The organism is Streptomyces sp. NPDC024698 (assembly GCF_055559015.1).
The window spans coordinates 109,110-126,351 of record NZ_JBVHLK010000011.1 but is presented as its reverse complement, the minus strand read 5'-3'; the positions used below and the strand labels follow the sequence as shown (position 1 = coordinate 126,351).

The 17,242-nt window shown below is 69.7% G+C and carries 13 protein-coding genes; 10 read left to right on the top strand and 3 right to left on the bottom strand.

Annotation, left to right across the window (positions count from 1 at the left end):
* Nucleotides 1-128: 128 nt before the first annotated feature.
* Nucleotides 129-2,519 (bottom strand): MFS transporter, encoded by a 2,391-nt coding sequence (locus ACZ4AA_RS24215; protein WP_467606348.1) that lies wholly within the window; start codon nucleotides 2,517-2,519, stop codon nucleotides 129-131.
* A 227-nt stretch (nucleotides 2,520-2,746) separates the two neighbouring features.
* Nucleotides 2,747-3,190, bottom strand: a complete 444-nt coding sequence (locus ACZ4AA_RS24210) for an SRPBCC family protein (protein ID WP_467606344.1) — start codon at nucleotides 3,188-3,190, stop codon at nucleotides 2,747-2,749.
* 181 nt (nucleotides 3,191-3,371) lie between these two features.
* Here ACZ4AA_RS24210 and ACZ4AA_RS24205 point away from each other — a divergent pair, with 181 nt between their 5' ends.
* The 3 genes from ACZ4AA_RS24205 (at nucleotide 3,372) to ACZ4AA_RS24195 (ending at nucleotide 6,851) form a co-directional block, all read left to right on the top strand.
* Nucleotides 3,372-4,421: an Rv2578c family radical SAM protein gene (locus ACZ4AA_RS24205; protein WP_467606342.1), complete on the top strand. Its 1,050-nt coding sequence runs from the start codon at nucleotides 3,372-3,374 to the stop codon at nucleotides 4,419-4,421.
* 219 nt (nucleotides 4,422-4,640) lie between these two features.
* Nucleotides 4,641-6,224 carry an alpha/beta hydrolase gene (locus ACZ4AA_RS24200; RefSeq protein ID WP_467606338.1) on the top strand — a complete coding sequence of 528 codons (1,584 nt, stop codon included), beginning with the start codon at nucleotides 4,641-4,643 and terminating at the stop codon, nucleotides 6,222-6,224.
* A gap of 60 nt (nucleotides 6,225-6,284) precedes the next feature.
* Nucleotides 6,285-6,851, top strand: coding sequence for a GNAT family N-acetyltransferase (locus ACZ4AA_RS24195; RefSeq protein WP_467606334.1), 567 nt, complete (start codon nucleotides 6,285-6,287; stop codon nucleotides 6,849-6,851).
* 15 nt (nucleotides 6,852-6,866) lie between these two features.
* On the opposite strand, the gene ACZ4AA_RS24190 is transcribed toward ACZ4AA_RS24195, so the two are convergent.
* Nucleotides 6,867-7,454: an adenylosuccinate lyase gene (locus ACZ4AA_RS24190; RefSeq protein ID WP_467606332.1), complete on the bottom strand. Its 588-nt coding sequence runs from the start codon at nucleotides 7,452-7,454 to the stop codon at nucleotides 6,867-6,869.
* A gap of 371 nt (nucleotides 7,455-7,825) precedes the next feature.
* On the opposite strand from ACZ4AA_RS24190, the gene ACZ4AA_RS24185 reads away from it, so the two are divergent.
* The 7 genes from ACZ4AA_RS24185 to ACZ4AA_RS24155 all read left to right on the top strand — a co-directional run bounded on the left by ACZ4AA_RS24185 (nucleotide 7,826) and on the right by ACZ4AA_RS24155 (nucleotide 17,184).
* The gene (locus ACZ4AA_RS24185) at nucleotides 7,826-9,631 is read left to right on the top strand and encodes a 3-hydroxyacyl-CoA dehydrogenase family protein (protein ID WP_467606328.1); all 1,806 of its coding nucleotides are present in this window, start codon (nucleotides 7,826-7,828) and stop codon (nucleotides 9,629-9,631) included.
* Nucleotides 9,632-9,767: 136 nt separating this feature from the next.
* Entirely contained in the window at nucleotides 9,768-10,580 is an 813-nt protein-coding gene (locus ACZ4AA_RS24180) for a TetR family transcriptional regulator (RefSeq protein ID WP_467606324.1), read from the top strand.
* 431 nt (nucleotides 10,581-11,011) lie between these two features.
* Nucleotides 11,012-12,349, top strand: a complete 1,338-nt coding sequence (gene ccrA, locus ACZ4AA_RS24175; RefSeq protein ID WP_467606321.1) for a crotonyl-CoA carboxylase/reductase — start codon at nucleotides 11,012-11,014, stop codon at nucleotides 12,347-12,349.
* Between the two features lie 8 nt (nucleotides 12,350-12,357).
* On the top strand, nucleotides 12,358-14,427 hold the full coding sequence (locus tag ACZ4AA_RS24170) for a protein meaA (RefSeq protein ID WP_467606318.1): 2,070 nt from the start codon (nucleotides 12,358-12,360) through the stop codon (nucleotides 14,425-14,427).
* The gene (locus ACZ4AA_RS24165; protein WP_467606314.1) at nucleotides 14,424-15,443 is read left to right on the top strand and encodes an HpcH/HpaI aldolase/citrate lyase family protein; all 1,020 of its coding nucleotides are present in this window, start codon (nucleotides 14,424-14,426) and stop codon (nucleotides 15,441-15,443) included. Before ACZ4AA_RS24170 ends, ACZ4AA_RS24165 begins: the two co-directional genes overlap by 4 nt.
* Before the next feature lie 5 nt (nucleotides 15,444-15,448).
* Nucleotides 15,449-15,976 (top strand): MaoC family dehydratase, encoded by a 528-nt coding sequence (locus ACZ4AA_RS24160; protein WP_261705053.1) that lies wholly within the window; start codon nucleotides 15,449-15,451, stop codon nucleotides 15,974-15,976.
* Nucleotides 15,977-15,978: 2 nt separating this feature from the next.
* Entirely contained in the window at nucleotides 15,979-17,184 is a 1,206-nt protein-coding gene (locus ACZ4AA_RS24155; RefSeq protein ID WP_467606307.1) for an acyl-CoA dehydrogenase family protein, read from the top strand.
* The last annotated feature ends 58 nt before the right edge of the window (nucleotides 17,185-17,242 follow it).

Here is a 17,242-nt window from a genome sequence, read left to right as displayed (position 1 = left end):
ATTGAACGCGACGGGGGCGCCTCCGGCGCACAGACTCCCGCGCACGGGTTCCGGCGCACAGACTCCGCGCACAGGTTCCGGCGCACTGACCCCGCGCGCAGCCTCAGGCACGCGGGCGCCGTGTCGTCTCAGTCCTCGTGCCCCACGTGCAGGTCGCGTTCCGTGCGGTCGCCGCCGGCGACCTGGAGCACGGTGGCGACGGGCGGATAGCCCGCCGCGATGACGGTGTACTCGCCGGACGACAGGTCGATGAACCGGAAGGTCCCGTCCGGGCCGGTGGTGAGGGTGTCGACCACGTTCCCGGCGGCGTCCAGGAGCGTCACGCGGGCGTCCTCCACAGGCCGCCCGCCGCTCGCCCTGACCGTGCCGCGCAGCACGGCGCCGCCGGCGAGTTCGACGTCCTGGCGGGTCTCGCGGGCCGCCTGGACGGTCACCGGGAGCGCGGCCGGGCGGAACGCGGGGGCGCCCGCGGCGAGGGTGTACTCGCCCGCCACCAGGTCCGTGATGACGTAACCGCCCTCGCGTCCGCTGCGGGTGGTGGCCACCACCTCGCCGTGCGCGTTGGTCAGGGTGACGGTGGCCTCGCGCACGGGGGTGCCGTCGGCGGTCAGCACGCTGCCGGTGAGCAGCCCCGCGCCGCCCAGCACGACGTCGAGTTCCACGGGCCGTTCGCCGACCGTCACCGAGACGGCCTGCGGCTGGTGGCCCCCGGCCGCGGCGATCAGCACGTACGAGCCGGATCCGGGCGTGGACAGCGCGTACCGGCCGTCCACCGCGCTGGCGCCCCGTCCGATCTGCTGTCCCCCGATGTCGATGAGGGTGAGCGCGGCGCAGGGCACGGCGGTGCCGTCGGGGTGCTGCACCGTGCCGCAGACGGGAATGCCGGCCGAGTGTCCCGAACGGGCCTGCGGGACCCGGTCGTTCGTGCGCGCGGCTTCCGGGTCGGAGGTGGATGCGTCGTGGGACACCAGGGGTTTCTCCTTGAGGAAGCAGGCGATGAGCAGGCCGAGGACGAGGACCGGCACGAGGTAGAGGAAGATCCGCGGCATGGCGTCGACGTAGGCGCCGATGTACCGGTCGCGCAGGGCGGCGGGCATCGCGTGGACGAGCCGTGGGGTGATGGACTCGGGGTCCGGGGCCGCCCCGCCCGCGCGCCCGTGGAGGCGGCCGGCGAGCGCGTCGGCCAGCCGGTGGGCGAAGAGCGTGCCGAAGACGGCGGCGCCGACGCTGCCTCCGATCTGGCGGAAGTACGTGTTGGCGCTGGTCGCGATGCCGAGGTCGGCCGGCCTGACGGAGTTCTGCACGGCGACCACCAGGACCGGCATGACCATGCCGATGCCGACGCCGAGGACCGCCATCCAGACGCTGTAGTGCAGCCGGGGTGTGCCGGCGTCGAGGCGGGAGAGCAGCCACATGCCGACGGCCGCGAGGGCGCAGCCGAGGACCGGGAAGACCTTGTGGCGGCCGGTACGGCTGATCACCTGGCCCGAGACGACGGAGGCGACGACGATGCCGCCCATCATGGGCAGCATCAGCAGCCCGGACTCCGTGGCTCCGGCGCCGTCGGCCATCTGGAGGAAGGTCGGGAGGTATCCGGCGGCTCCGAAGAGCGCGGCTCCCACGACCAGGCCGACGAGTGCGGTGACGTTGAAGACGGGGTCCCTGAACAGCCGCAGCGGGATGAGGGGTTCGACCGCGAAGCGCTCGACGACGAGGAAGAGCGCCGTGGCGGCGAGCGTTCCGGCCGCCAGGGCGAGCACGACGCGCGAGCTCCAGGCGTACTCGGTGCCGCCCCAACTGGTCAGCAGGACAAGGCAGGTCGACGCGGTGGCGAGAAGCAGTACGCCGAGGACGTCGACCCGTCCGCGGACGGCGGGCCTGGGCAGCCTGAGCACGACGGTGACGACGGCCAGGGTGAGCAGTCCGAAGGGCACGTTGACGTAGAAGCACCAGCGCCAGGACAGATGGTCGGTGAAGTAGCCGCCCAGCAGGGGTCCCGCGACCGAGGCCAGGCCGAAGGCCGCGCCGATGAGTCCCATGAACCGGCCGCGTCGGCGCGGCGGCACGATGTCCCCGATGATCGCCTGCACGCCGATCATGAGGCCGCCGGCTCCGAGTCCCTGGACCGCGCGGAAGGCGATCAGCTGGTCCATGGTCCGGGCCCGTCCGGCGAGCGCGGAGCCGACGACGAAGACGGCGATGGCGAACTGGAAGACGCCCTTGCGGCCGTAGAGGTCGCCGAGCTTGCCGTAGACGGGGAGGGCGACGGTGGAGGTGAGCAGATAGGCCGTGATCGCCCAGGACATCCGGTCGAGGCCGTGCAGTTCTCCGACGATCTTCGGGAGGGCGGTGGCCACGATCATCTGCTCGAGGGCGGCGAGGAGCAGGGCCGGGATCAGCCCGCAGAAGATCAGGCGCACCTGCCGCGGAGTCGGCCGGAGGGGTTCGAGGGCCGTGGGAGCGGGGTCCCGCACGGGTGCGAGGGCCGGTTCGTCCTGCACCAGAGTGATCCCGCCCACGTGTCCGCTCTCCTCGCCGCACCTGCCGCACAATTGCCGCCCATCGCGACAACTCCTGGCAAGCGTGACGAGTTACGGCATAGTGCGACACCGGGCGGAGATCCACCCGAAACGGTGAGGGCACAACACGCCCTCGGGCGGGGCCTCTTGACGGCCGCCGCCGTCAAGTGACGATCCGACGGCCGCACCTGGGTCCCCGGGCGCTCACGCGCTCCGGGGAGCGGGGGTCACTTCTCGGTCTGCGCCGCGAGGTTGGCGAGCAGGCTGTCGTAGATGCGGCCGAGGCCCTTGGGCGCGAAGGTCCGCTCGAAGAAGCCGCCGATGCCGCCGGCGCCGTTCCAGACGCTGGTGACCACGACGCGGGACTTCCCCTCACCGGCCGGGGTGACACGCCAGGTGGTGACCATGGAGGAGTTGCGGTCCTTCTCGACGAGCTCGCCGTCGGTGGGCTCGCTCACCTCGAGCAGGCAGTCGCGGACACGCTTGCTGGTGGCCTGGAGCTTCCAGTGGACGAGGGTGCCCTCACCGTCGCCGCCCTCGCGCACCTCGTACTCGCTGAAGTGCTCGGGCAGCAGTTCGGGCCGCCTGCCGTCGTAGTCGGCGAGGGCGTCGAACACCGTTTCCGCGTCCGCCGCGATGACCCGCTCCGTCGTGGCCTCGACCTGCGCCATGGCACTTCCTCCAGCACTTGGTTCCTCGGGGTGTGCGGCCAGCCAACCACCCGGCGGCCCGGCCGCCCAAATCGGGGTGCCCGTAGGCGCGGGCGGCACCGGCGGGGCGACACGGGAAACAGTTCGCACGATCAAGGGAACATGTGTTCTATTCTCTCTCCAGTGCTACCTAGGAGGCGCCATGCGCTGGGAGAACCTGACAGCGGACGTTGCCGACAGCTCCGCCCGGGACGCCGCCCTGTTCGGCGCGGACGCGGTCACGACAAGGACGTTCGACACCCCCGAGTTCAAAGGGATCACCTTCCACGAGATCCGGGCCCGCTCGATCGTGAACCGGGTGCCGGGGGCCTCCCGCATGCCGTTCGAGTGGACGGTCAACCCCTATCGAGGCTGCTCACACGCCTGCGTGTACTGCTTCGCCCGCAAGACGCACAGCTATCTCGACCTCGACACCGGACTCGGATTCGACTCGCAGATCGTGGTGAAGGTCAACGCGCCGGAACTGCTGCGCCGCCAGCTCGCCTCGTACCGCTGGCACGGCGACCACATCGCGATGGGCACCAACGTCGACTGCTACCAGCGCGCCGAGGGCCGCTACCGGCTCATGCCGGGCATCATCGCGGCCCTGCGCGACCACGCGAACCCCTTCTCGATCCTGACGAAGGGCACGCTCGTCCTGCGCGACCTCGATCTGCTGAAGCAGGCGTCCGAGGTCACCGACGTCGGGATATCGGTGTCCGTCGGCTTCACCGACACCGAGCTGTGGCGCACGGTGGAGCCGGGCACACCGGCACCGGAGCGCCGCCTGGACGTCGTCCGGGCGCTGACGGACCACGGCATAGGCTGCGGCGTCCTGATGGCCCCGGTGATTCCCTTCCTGGGCGACCACCCCGCCCAGCTGCGCGCCACCGTCCGGGCCGTCGCGGCGTCGGGGGCCACGTCGGTGACCCCACTGGTCCTGCATCTGCGGCCCGGCGCCCGCGAATGGTTCATGGCCTGGCTGGAACACCACCACCCCCATCTCGTACGGCGCTACGAACGGCTGTACGCGGAGGGCGCGTACGCCCCGAAGTGGTATCAGCGCCGGATCACCCGTCAGGTCCACGAGCTGGCCCAGGAGTACGGGATCGGCCCCGCGCGCGCGGAGATGCCGCGCCGGATCACGGTCCCCGAGCCCGCGACCGCACCGGCGCCCGCCGCACCCGGTCCGACCCAGCTGACGCTGCTCTGAAGGCCGATGACGGACCGTCACGGAGGCCGGTCGCGCACCGTCCCTGGAACCCCGGATCCTTGAGGTCACCCGGACGCGACCATGACGGCATCCGAGCGCATCCCGCCATCCAATCGGGTCGAGTCTCACCGGAACACGTTCGTCCAGGACCTCCCTCCGGCACGATACGGCGAAGGCCGTGGCGTGCACGGCTCAGAATCCTCCGTCCTGGGAGGCCTTGTGAAAAAACGCGCAGCCGCTCTGTGCGGGGCGGCCGTCGTGCTGGCCGGGATGATCACCTCGATCCCCGCCGACGCGAGCACCGGCCCCGCCGCCGCACCGCGCACCACCCGGACCGCGAAACCCGTCTGGAAGAAGTGCGGCACCAGCGATTACCCGACGCTCCAATGCGCCTCCCTGAAGGTGCCGCTCGACCATACGAACCCCTACAGCGAGCGGATCACCCTCGCCCTGTCCCGTGTCCCGCACACCGCGAAGACGTTCCAGGGGCCGCTGCTGGTGAACCCGGGCGGGCCCGGCGGCAGCGGGCTCACCCTGGCCGGCTTCGTCGCCTCCGCGCTGCCCAAGGCCGTGGCGGCGCAGTACGACGTCATCGGCTTCGACCCGCGCGGGGTCGGCGCGAGCAGGCCCGCGCTGGACTGCAAGCCGGGCCACTTCAAGCCGGTCCGTCCCGACACCGTGCCGAGCTCCAGGGCCGTCGAGAAGGCCAACCTCGCCCGCGCCGAGGACTTCGCCGAGGCGTGCCGGACGAAGTACGCGAAGCTGCTGCCGTACCTCGACACGGTGAGCGCGGTTCGTGACATGGACGCGATCCGCGCCGCCCTGGGCGCCAAGAAGATCAACTACTTCGGGTACTCGTACGGCACCTACCTGGGAGCCGTGTACGCCAAGCTCTACCCGCAGCGGGTCCGCAGACTGGTCCTCGACTCCATCGTCGACCCCGACGGCGTGTGGTACGACGACAACATCGGCCAGGACTACGCCTTCAACGACCGCCATCTGGCGTTCCTGGCGTGGGTCGCCAAGAACAACGCCGCCTACAAGCTCGGCACCGACCCGTCCGTGGTCGAGTCCAAGTGGTACGCGATGCGCGCGGCGCTCGCCAAGAACCCCGCGCAGAAGAAGGTGGGCGCCTCCGAGCTGGAGGACACCTTCATCCCGGGCGGCTACTACAACGGTTACTGGCCCTACCTCGCCGAGGCGTTCGCGTCCTATGCGAACGACAAGAACTCGGACGCGCTCGTCGAGGCGTACGAGAACTTCGGGGCCGTCGACGCGTCGGGCGACAACGGCTACAGCGTCTACACGGCGGTCCAGTGCCGTGACGCGTCCTGGCCGCGCGACTGGCGCCGGTGGCGCCGGGACACCTGGGCGGTGTACGACAAGGCGCCGTTCATGGCCTGGAACAACGCCTGGTACAACGCCCCGTGCGCGTTCTGGCCCACGGACTCGCTCCAGCCGGTGGACATCTCCAACCGCCACCTGCCGCCGACGCTGCTCTTCCAGGCGACGAACGACGCGGCCACGCCCTACGAGGGAGGGGTGAACGTCCATCACCAGCTGCGCGGATCCAGCCTGGTGGTCGAGCAGGGCGGCGGCAACCACGGCATCACGCTGAGCGGCAACGCCTGCCTGGACAAGTACCTGGCCGCCTATCTGACCGACGGCACCGTGCCGCGCGGCAGCGGTGAGGCCGACGCGGTGTGCCAGACGCTGCCCGACCCGAAGCCGCTGACGGCGAAGGCCGCGTCCTCCTCCTCACGGGGTTCGACGCTGCACGGACTGCTCGGCTACCGGGGCTGAACCTCCGCCGCACGCACGCCCGTCGGGGGCGTTGTCGGACCCATGGTCCACGATGGACCCATGAACGAGCCGACGACCGCCCCCGACAGGCTGGGGGTCCGTGAGATGACCCTCGCCGACTGCGCGCGCGTGGCGGAGATCCGGGTGCGCGGCTGGCAGGCCGCGTACAGGGGCCTGATGCCGCAGTCGTATCTGGACAGACTCAGCGTCGCCGAGGACGCGGCGCGGCGGCGCGACCGCCTCCGGCAGGACGACGGGTCCGTCGTGAACCTGGTCGCGGAGCGCGCCGGATCGGTGGTCGGCTGGGCCTGCCACGGCCCGCACCGGGACGCCGAAGTCCGCTCCGGGGACGTCGAGTTGTACGCCATCTATGTCCACCCGGACGCGCTGGGCCAGGGGATCGGGCAGGCCCTGCTGCGGGAGTCGGTGGACCGCTGCTCGGCCGCCGGACACGAGCGCATGCTGCTGTGGGTCCTGGAGGAGAACACCTCGGCCCGCCGTTTCTACGAGAGAGCCGGGTTCGGCCCCGACGGCGCCGAGGAGCCCTTCGAGGTGGCCGGCGTCGCGGTGCCCGAGCTGCGCTACGCGCGCGTGCTCACGAACGGCGGCCCGGCCCGCAGACCCTAGGGCGGCGGACACGTTCTAGGCCCGGTGGGCCCCGGCCAGCCGGTTGAGCGCGCGCACCGCCGTCTCCGCGAGCGCCGGGTGGGCCAGTGCCTCGTTCAGGACCCCTCGCGCGCGGGTGTCGCCCAGGACGCCGAGACCTTCCGCGCACGCGAGGGCGACCTTGCGGTAGGGGTCGTGCGGGCGCAGCCTGCGCTCCAGGGTGGTGATCAGCGCGGGCACGGCCTCGGGCGCGCGCAGTTCGACCAGGAGCCGTACCGGCTGGAGCGCGTACGCGACGCGCAGTTCGTTGGTGGCGAGTGCCGCGGCGGCGCGGGCGGTGCGCGGGTCGGCGAGCCGGGCCAGGGCCTGGGCGGCGGACGCGCAGCGCTGCGGATCGCGGTGGTTGAGCAGCAGGACGAGCGCCTCGAAGGCCCGCCGGTCCCCCGCGGTGCCGAGCCGGAAGGCGACCAACTCCCGCGCCCAGAGCGGCTGTCCGGGCTCGGTCAGCGCCGCGGCCAGCACATCGGGATCCTCCGTCCCCGCCAGACGTTCGTAGGCCGCCGAGGATCCGGCCCCGGCCTCGGCGCGCAGACGCTCCGTGAGTGATCGCAACGCTTCGTCCATGGGGCCGAGCTTAGGCAAGCCCGTGAGGTGCGGGGACGTACATCACAAAGTCGGGGGCTGGCGCGCTCGTTACCGGCGGGTTAAGCTCAGACGAGCGAGTTACCCACTCGTGTCTCACCTCTCGGTGGCCTGGTGACGCAGCCACCGTGAGAGCAGTCGGTTCGGTACTTCAGGTACCTCTCAGTACGGCATGGCTCCGGGACAGGGCCGGTCGGCTTTCACCCCCATGGGCGCCCGTTCGACGGCGCTCGGGGACGGCACCGGGCGTGTGCGCTCGTCAGCCCGGAAACACCCGCAACCTCCGCACGGTGTGCGCCTGTCGGCGTACCCGCGTGCGCTCCTCAGTCGTCACCAATTTCTGGAGTCCCGCGATGGCCACTCCCCTGTCCGACACCCCTCTGTCCCCGCTGAAGACCGTCGCCGTCGTCGGCCTCGGCACCATGGGCACCGGCATCGCCGAGGTCCTGGTCCGGGCCGGCCGTGACGTGATCGGCATCGACATCAGCGAGGCCGCGGCCGCCCAGGCCGTGGCCACCCTCGAAGCCTCCACCGCCCGCGCCGTGCGCCGCGAGCACCTGAGCGACGCGGAGCGCACCGACGCCCTCGCCCGCTTCCGCACCTTCACCGACCTCGCGGCCGCCGCCGACGCCGATCTGGTCATCGAGGTGACCCCGGAGTCGTACGACATCAAGCAGCAGGTCTTCCGGGCGCTCGACGCCGTCGTGCGCCCCGAGGCGATCCTCGCCACGGGCACCAACGCGCTGTCCGTGACCCGTCTGGCGGCCGACTCGGCCCACCCCGAGCGCGTCCTCGGCCTGCACTTCTTCAACCCGGCGCCCGCGATGAAGCTCGTCGAGGTCGTCTCCTCGGTGCTGACCGCGCCGACGGCCGTGGCCGCGGTGACCGATCTGGCCCTGGAGCTCGGCAAGGAGCCGGTCGCGGTGGGCGACCGCCCCGGTTTCGTCGCCGACGGACTGCTCTTCGGCTACCTCAACCAGGCCGCCGCGATGTACGAGGCGAAGTACGCCTCCCGCGAGGACATCGACGCGGCGATGAAGCTCGGCTGCGGACTGCCCATGGGGCCGCTCGCGCTGCTTGACCTGATCGGCGTGGACACCGCGCGGACCGTCCTGGAGGCGATGTACTCCGAGTCGCACGACCGCCTGCACGCCCCCGCGCCCATCCTCAAGCAGCTCAGCGAGGCGGGCCTGACCGGGCGCAAGTCCGGCCGCGGCTTCTACTCGTACGAGGCCCCGGGCAGCGACGCCGTCGTGCGGGACGCGCTGACGCCGCTGGAGGGCGCCGTCCTGGCGGAGGGACGCACGGTCCGCTCGGTGGGTGTGGCCGGCTCCGGCACGATGGCCTCCGGGATCGCCGAGGTCTTCGCGAAGGCCGGGTACGAGGTCGTCCTCGCCGCCCGTACGGAGGAGAAGGCGCAGACGGCCAAGGCCCGGATCGGCAAGTCGCTGGCCCGTTCCGTCGACAAGGGCCGGATGACGGCCGAGGCCGCGGCGAAGACCCTGGACCTGATCACGCCGACCGGCAGCTACGACGACTTCGCGGACGTGGACCTCGCGCTGGAGGCGGTCGCCGAGGACCTGGAGATCAAGCAGCAGCTGTTCGGCACGTTCGACAAGGTCTGCAAGCCCGGCGCGATCCTCGCCACCACCACCTCCTCGCTGCCGGTCGTCGCCTGCGCCCGCGCCACCTCGCGCCCGCAGGACGTCATCGGCATGCACTTCTTCAACCCGGCCCCGGCGATGAAGCTCGTCGAGGTCGTGCGGACCGTGCTGACCGCGGACGACGTGCACGCCACCGTGCGCGAGGTCTGCACGAAGATCCGCAAGCACCCGGTGGACTGCGGTGACCGGGCCGGCTTCATCGTGAACGCGCTGCTGTTCCCGTACCTGAACAACGCGATCAAGATGGTGCAGGAGCACTACGCCTCGCTGGACGACATCGACGCGGCGATGAAGCTGGGCGGCGGCTACCCGATGGGACCCTTCGAGCTGCTCGACGTGGTCGGGCTCGATGTCTCGCTGGCCATCGAGAAGGTCCTGCACCGCGAGTTCCGGGACCCCGGTCTCGCCCCCGCGCCGCTTCTGGAGCACCTGGTGGCCGCGGGCTGCCTCGGCCGCAAGACGGGCCGCGGCTTCCGCGAATATGCCCGCCGCTGAGGACACGGGCGACCGGTTCGCGGAGGACGCCGACTGGGGCGGACTGCTGGGCCACGCCGGACACCCCCCGCCCTTCCCGGGCGGGGGGATCCCCGGACATGCGCGCTCCCCTGCGCACATGCAGTACGTTCGGGGCATGCCCCAGCCCGCCAGGTCCTCACGCACGCCAGCCACGCCCGACGCGCCGGAGAGCGCCGCGGGCAGTCGCGCGGCGGCCCAACGCCTCAAGATGCGCCGGGAACTGGCGGCCGCGGCCATGGAGCTGTTCGCCGCCAAGGGGTACGAGGCGACCACCGTCGACGAGATCGCGGCCCGGGCCGGCGTGGCCCGCCGCACGTTCTTCCGCCACTTCCGCTCCAAGGAAGAGGCGATCTTCCCCGACCACGACGACACCTTGATCCGGGCCGAGGCGGTGCTCAACGCGGCCCCCGCGCACGAGCATCCGCTCGACACCGTGTGCCGCGGCATCAAGGAAGTCATGAGGATGTACGCGGCCCAGCCGGAGATCTCCGTCTCGCGCTACAAGCTGACCCGCGAGGTGCCGACGCTGCGCGAGGCCGAGATCGCCTCGGTGGCCCGCTACGAGCGGCTCTTCACCCGCTACCTCCTCGGCCACTTCGACGAGCACGCGCACGACGACGACGCCAACGACGATCCGCTGCTCGCGGAGGTGGCCGCGTCGGCCGTGGTCACGGCCCACAACCACGTCCTGCGGCGCTGGCTGCGGGCCGGCGGCCAGGGCGACGTGGAGTCCCAGCTGGACCACGCCTTCGCCATCGTCCGCAAGACCTTCGGCACCGGGATCGGCGCGGGACGGGAGACCGCGCCGCGAACGGCGCCGGCCTCGTCCTTCACCGAGGGGGACGTCCTGGTGACCGTCGCCCGGGTCGACGCTCCGCTGGACCAGGTGATGCGCACCATCGAACAAGCCCTCAAGGAACGGTCGTAGCGGCCGGCCACCCGAGGACGGCCCCTTTCTCCGACCGCACGCCGGACACGCTCGCTTCGAGCGTGTCCGGCGTTTTTTGTGCCCTGCTTTGAGCGTTTTGCCTGCCGATCTGATCGATCATCGCTCACGTGTTACGTAAAGATTTCACCTGAGCGCAACTTCTGGCACTCCGTGCCTTGTCAGGTGACACGGCGTGCCATACGTTGAAGGAGTCCGGGCGGCCGGCGTGCAGAGACCATGCGTACGCCGGCTGTCCCCGCAAGCCCCATGGCCTGCGCGCCCGGACGCCTGCGTCACAGGCAACCTCCTGCGCCAACCACAGCGCTGCCACAGCACCACCTCCGCCGGACCGACGGCACACCCCTCAGCAGCAGCACCGACGTACCCCTCAGCGTTTCTCCCTCGGAACGCGTATCGCCGGAGGCAACACCGTGAAGGAAATCCTGGACGCGATTCAGTCGCAGACGGCCACGTCCGCCGACTTCGCCGCTCTTCCGCTCCCCGAGTCCTACCGCGCGATCACCGTGCACAAGGACGAGACGGAGATGTTCGCCGGGCTCAGCAGCCGCGACAAGGACCCCCGCAAGTCGATCCACCTGGACGACGTGCCGGTGCCGGAGCTCGGTCCGGGCGAGGCCCTGGTCGCCGTCATGGCGTCCTCCGTGAACTACAACTCGGTCTGGACGTCGATCTTCGAGCCGGTGTCGACCTTCAGCTTCCTGGAGCGCTACGGGCGGCTCAGCGACCTCAGCAAGCGCCACGACCTCCCGTACCACATCATCGGTTCGGACCTCGCGGGCGTCGTCCTGCGCACCGGCCCGGGAGTCAACTCCTGGAAGCCCGGCGACGAGGTCGTCGCGCACTGTCTGTCCGTCGAGCTGGAGTCCAGCGACGGCCACAACGACACGATGCTCGACCCCGAGCAGCGCATCTGGGGCTTCGAGACCAACTTCGGCGGCCTCGCCGAGATCGCGCTCGTCAAGTCCAACCAGCTGATGCCGAAGCCGGACCACCTGAGCTGGGAGGAGGCCGCCGCCCCGGGCCTGGTGAACTCCACCGCCTACCGGCAGCTGGTCTCCCGCAACGGCGCCGGCATGAAGCAGGGCGACAACGTCCTGATCTGGGGCGCGAGCGGCGGACTGGGCTCGTACGCCACGCAGTTCGCGCTCGCCGGCGGCGCCAACCCGATCTGTGTCGTCTCCAGCGAGCAGAAGGCGGACATCTGCCGCTCGATGGGCGCCGAGGCGATCATCGACCGCAGCGCCGAGGGCTACAAGTTCTGGAAGGACGAGACCACCCAGGACCCGAAGGAGTGGAAGCGCTTCGGCAAGCGCATCCGCGAGTTCACCGGCGGCGAGGACATCGACATCGTCTTCGAGCACCCCGGCCGCGAGACCTTCGGCGCCTCGGTCTACGTCACCCGCAAGGGCGGCACCATCACCACCTGCGCCTCGACCTCGGGCTACATGCACGAGTACGACAACCGCTACCTGTGGATGTCGCTGAAGCGGATCATCGGCTCGCACTTCGCGAACTACCGCGAGGCCTGGGAGGCCAACCGGCTCGTCGCCAAGGGCAAGATCCACCCGACGCTCTCCAAGGTCTACTCCCTGGAGGAGACCGGGCAGGCCGCCTACGACGTGCACCGCAACCTCCACCAGGGCAAGGTCGGCGTCCTCGCGCTGGCGCCCGAGGAGGGCCTGGGAGTCCGCGACAACGAGAAGCGCGCCCAGCACATCGACGCCATCAACCGCTTCCGGAACGTCTGAGGTCCACCATGACAGAGCGTCAGACAGCCGACGGGCAGAGGGTGTCCGAGCAGGGGCAAAGAGTGAAGGACCGGCCGTGGCTCATGCGCACGTACGCCGGCCACTCCACGGCCGAGGCGTCCAACGAGTTGTACCGGCGTAACCTCGCCAAGGGGCAGACAGGGCTCTCCGTGGCCTTCGACCTGCCGACGCAGACGGGCTACGACCCCGACCACATCCTCGCCCGCGGCGAGGTCGGCCGGGTCGGCGTGCCGGTCTCGCACCTCGGTGACATGCGGCGGCTGTTCCAGGACATCCCCCTGGAGCAGATGAACACCTCGATGACCATCAACGCCACCGCCATGTGGCTGCTGGCGCTCTATCAGGTCGTCGCCGAGGAGCAGGGTGCGGACATCACCCAGCTCCAGGGCACGACCCAGAACGACATCGTGAAGGAGTACCTCTCGCGGGGGACGCACGTCTTCCCGCCGGTGCCCTCCCTCCGTCTGACGACGGACATGATCACGTACACGGTCAACCACATCCCCAAGTGGAACCCGATCAACATCTGTAGCTACCACCTCCAGGAGGCGGGAGCCACGCCGGTCCAGGAGATCGCGTACGCGATGTCCACCGCGATCGCCGTCCTGGACGCGGTGTTCGCGTCCGGGCAGATCGCCGAGGACCGCAAGGGCGAGGTCGTGGCCCGTATCTCCTTCTTCGTGAACGCGGGTGTCCGCTTCATCGAGGAGATGTGCAAGATGCGGGCGTTCGGGCGGATCTGGGACAAGATCACGCGTGAGCGGTACGGCATCGAGGACTCCAAGCAGCGGCGTTTCCGGTACGGCGTCCAGGTCAACTCCCTCGGTCTGACCGAGGCGCAGCCGGAGAACAACGTCCAGCGGATCGTCCTGGAGATGCTGGCCGTCACCCTGTCCAAGGACGCCCGCGCGCGGGCCGTCCAGCTGCCCGCCTGGAACGAGGCGCTCGGTCTGCCGCGCCCGTGGGACCAGCAGTGGTCGCTGCGCATCCAGCAGGTGCTGGCGCACGAGAGCGACCTGCTGGAGTACGAGGACATCTTCGAGGGCTCGCACGTCATCGAGGCCAAGGTGACCGCCCTCGTGGAGGAGTCGCTGGCCGAGATCGCGCGGATCGAGGAGATGGGCGGCGCGATGGCGGCCGTCGAGTCCGGCTACCTCAAGTCGCAGCTCGTCTCCTCGCACGCCGAGCGCCGGGGCCGTATCGAGGGCGGCACCGACAAGATCGTCGGTGTCAACGTCTTCCAGTCGACCGAGCCGAACCCGCTCACGGCGGACCTGGACGCGGCGATCATGACGGTCGACCCCGCGGTCGAGGCCCGGGTGATCTCCGCGCTGGGGACCTGGCGCGACACGCGGTACCAGCCGCCCTTCAACCACCCGCGTCCGTGCAAGGCGCTGGAGAAGCTGAAGGAGGCCGCGAAGGGCACCGCCAACCTCATGGAGGCCACCCTGGAGTGCGCCCGCGCCGGTGTCACCACCGGCGAGTGGGCCGGGGCCCTGCGCGAGGTGTTCGGCGAGTTCCGCGCCCCGACCGGTGTCTCGTCCGCGCCCGTCGCGGTCACCGCCGAGGAGGGCACCGCTCTGGCCCTGGTGCGCCGCAAGGTGGAGCTGACCGCGAAGGACCTGAACGTCGGCAACCTCCGGTTCCTGGTGGGCAAGCCGGGCCTTGACGGGCACTCCAACGGCGCCGAGCAGATCGCCGTGCGGGCGCGTGACGCCGGCTTCGAGGTGGTCTACCAGGGCATCCGGCTCACCCCGGAGCAGATCGTGGACGCGGCCGTGGCCGAGGACGTGCACGCCGTGGGCCTCTCCATCCTGTCCGGCTCGCACGCCCAGCTCGTGCCGGACGTCCTGGAGAAGATGCGCGCGGCCGGCGCGGAGGACGTTCCGGTGATCGCGGGCGGGATCATCCCGAACGCGGACGCCGAACAGCTGCGGGCCGCGGGAGTGGCCGCGGTCTTCACCCCGAAGGACTTCGACATCACCGGAATCATCGGCCGTATCGTCGACGAGATCCGCAAAGCGAACAAGCTCGACCCCCTGGAGGTCCCCGCATGACCGCCCACCCGTCTCCCAGCACCACCCTTCTGGGGAGCGGCTCCGCCGCACACCTTCCTTCGGTCAACCGTCTGCGTCCCAGGCGCTCCTGTCTCGCGGTCCCCGGAAGCAACCCCCGCTTCCTGGAGAAGGCCCAGGGCCTCCCCGCGGACCAGGTCTTCCTCGACCTGGAGGACGCGTGCGCGCCGCTGGCCAAGCCCGACGCCCGGCACACCATCGTCAAGTTCCTCAACGAGGGTGACTGGACCGGCAAGACCCGGGTCGTGCGCGTGAACGACTGGACGACCGAGTGGACGTACCGCGATGTCGTCACGGTCGTCGAGGGCGCGGGGCAGAACCTCGACTGCATCATGCTGCCGAAGGTCCAGAGCGCCCAGCAGGTCGTGGCGCTCGACCTCCTGCTGACGCAGATCGAGAAGACGATGGGCTTCGAGGTCGGCAAGATCGGCATCGAGGCGCAGATCGAGAACGCCCAGGGTCTGAACAACGTCAACGAGATCGCCACCGCCTCGCAGCGCGTGGAGACGATCATCTTCGGCCCGGCCGACTTCATGGCGTCGATCAACATGAAGTCGCTGGTCGTCGGTGAGCAGCCGCCCGGCTACCCGGCGGACGCTTACCACTACATCCTGATGAAGATCCTGATGGCCGCCCGCGCCAACAACCTCCAGGCGATCGACGGCCCCTACCTCCAGATCCGCAACATCGACGGCTACCGCGCGGTCGCCCAGCGCGCCGCCGCGCTCGGCTTCGACGGCAAGTGGGTGTTGCACCCGGGTCAGGTGGAGGCCTCGAACGAGATCTTCTCCCCCTCGCAGGAGGACTTCGACCACGCAGAGCTGATCCTCGACGCGTACGACTACTACACGTCCGAGGCCGGCGGCAAGAAGGGCTCCGCGATGCTCGGCGACGAGATGATCGACGAGGCCAGCCGCAAGATGGCGCTCGTCATCTCGGGCAAGGGCCGGGCCGCCGGTATGCGGCGCACCACCTCGTTCGAAGCCCCGGAGGCCTGAGCACCATGCAGTTCGGACGCACCTACGAAGAGTTCGAGGTCGGGGCGGTCTACAAGCACTGGCCCGGAAAGACGGTCACGGAGTACGACGACCACCTCTTCTGTCTGCTGACCATGAACCACCACCCGCTCCACATGGACAGCAACTACGCGGAGAAGACGACCGATTTCGGTAAGAACGTCGTCGTCGGCAACTACATCTACTCGCTGCTGCTGGGCATGTCCGTGCCGGACGTCTCGGGCAAGGCGATCGCCAACCTGGAGGTCGAGTCACTGAAGCACGTGGCGCCGACCTTCCACGGCGACACGATCTACGGCGAGACCACGGTCCTCGACAAGACGCCCTCCCGGTCCAAGTCGGACCGCGGGATCGTCTACGTCGAGACCAAGGGCTACAAGCAGGACGGCACGCTGGTCTGCGTGTTCCGCCGCAAGGTGATGGTCCCCACCGAGACGTACATCAAGGAGCGCGGCGGCGAGCAGCCCGGCCGGCCCGAACTCACCGCACCCGCGGAAAAGAAGACGGAGAAGTAGTCATGGCGCGACTCGCCCAGACCGCCGGTCTGACCGACGTCCAGCAGGAGATCCTCTCCACGGTCCGCGATTTCGTGGACAAGGAGATCATCCCGGTTGCCACCGAGCTGGAGCACCGCGACGAGTATCCGCAAGCGATCGTCGACGGCCTCAAGGAGCTCGGCCTCTTCGGGCTGATGATCCCCGAGGAGTACGGCGGTCTGGGCGAGTCCCTCCTCACGTACGCGCTGTGCGTCGAGGAGATCGCCCGCGGCTGGATGTCGGTCTCCGGCATCATCAACACCCACTTCATCGTGGCGTACATGCTCAAGCAGCACGGAACGCAGGAGCAGAAGGACCACTTCCTGCCGCGCATGGCGCTCGGTGAGACGCGTGGCGCCTTCTCGATGTCGGAGCCGGCGCTCGGCTCGGATGTGTCGGCGATCACGTCGAAGGCGGTGAAGGACGGCGACGAGTACGTCCTGAACGGCCAGAAGATGTGGCTGACGAACGGTGGATCATCGAATCTGGTGGCCGTTCTCGTCCGGAGTGACGAAGGACACCCCGAGGGCACGGCACCCCACAAGTCGATGACGACCTTCCTCGTGGAGAAGGAGCCCGGCTTCGGAGAGGTCCGCCCCGGCCTCACCATCCCCGGCAAGATCGACAAGATGGGTTACAAGGGGGTCGACACCACCGAACTCATCATGGACGGACTGCGCATTCCGGCCGATCGCGTCCTCGGCGGCACCACCGGCCGAGGGTTTTACCAAATGATGGACGGAGTCGAGGTCGGCCGGGTCAACGTCGCGGCCCGTGGCTGCGGTGTCGCACAGCGCGCATTCGAGCTCGGCGTCTCATACGCCCAGCAACGTCACACTTTCGGCAAGGCGATCGCCCAGCATCAGGCCATCCAGTTCAAGCTGGCCGAAATGGCTACCAAGGTCGAGGCCGCCCATGCAATGATGGTGAACGCAGCTCGCAAAAAGGACTCCGGGGAACGAAACGACCTCGAAGCAGGGATGGCGAAGTACCTCGCCTCCGAGTACTGCAAAGAGGTCGTGGAAGATGCGTTCCGGATCCACGGCGGCTACGGCTTCTCCAAGGAGTACGAGATCGAGCGCCTCTACCGTGAGGCGCCGATGCTGCTGATCGGCGAAGGTACCGCCGAAATCCAGAAAATGATCATCGGGCGCCGGCTGCTCGAAGAGTATCGACTCCAGGGCTAGATGTCCGGGTTCGGGGTGTTTTCATCGCGAAGAAGATCACACCCCGTCAGCTCTCTTC

Coding starts and splice junctions, on each gene's coding strand:
- ACZ4AA_RS24210 (WP_467606344.1), bottom strand. CDS start 3,190: ATGGCGCAGGTCGAGGCCACGACGGAGCGGGTCATCGCGGCGGACGCG.
- ACZ4AA_RS24205 (WP_467606342.1), top strand. CDS start 3,372: ATGCGCTGGGAGAACCTGACAGCGGACGTTGCCGACAGCTCCGCCCGG.
- ACZ4AA_RS24195 (WP_467606334.1), top strand. CDS start 6,285: ATGAACGAGCCGACGACCGCCCCCGACAGGCTGGGGGTCCGTGAGATG.
- ACZ4AA_RS24190 (WP_467606332.1), bottom strand. CDS start 7,454: ATGGACGAAGCGTTGCGATCACTCACGGAGCGTCTGCGCGCCGAGGCC.
- ACZ4AA_RS24185 (WP_467606328.1), top strand. CDS start 7,826: ATGGCCACTCCCCTGTCCGACACCCCTCTGTCCCCGCTGAAGACCGTC.
- ACZ4AA_RS24180 (WP_467606324.1), top strand. CDS start 9,768: ATGCCCCAGCCCGCCAGGTCCTCACGCACGCCAGCCACGCCCGACGCG.
- ACZ4AA_RS24170 (WP_467606318.1), top strand. CDS start 12,358: ATGACAGAGCGTCAGACAGCCGACGGGCAGAGGGTGTCCGAGCAGGGG.
- ACZ4AA_RS24165 (WP_467606314.1), top strand. CDS start 14,424: ATGACCGCCCACCCGTCTCCCAGCACCACCCTTCTGGGGAGCGGCTCC.
- ACZ4AA_RS24160 (WP_261705053.1), top strand. CDS start 15,449: ATGCAGTTCGGACGCACCTACGAAGAGTTCGAGGTCGGGGCGGTCTAC.
- ACZ4AA_RS24155 (WP_467606307.1), top strand. CDS start 15,979: ATGGCGCGACTCGCCCAGACCGCCGGTCTGACCGACGTCCAGCAGGAG.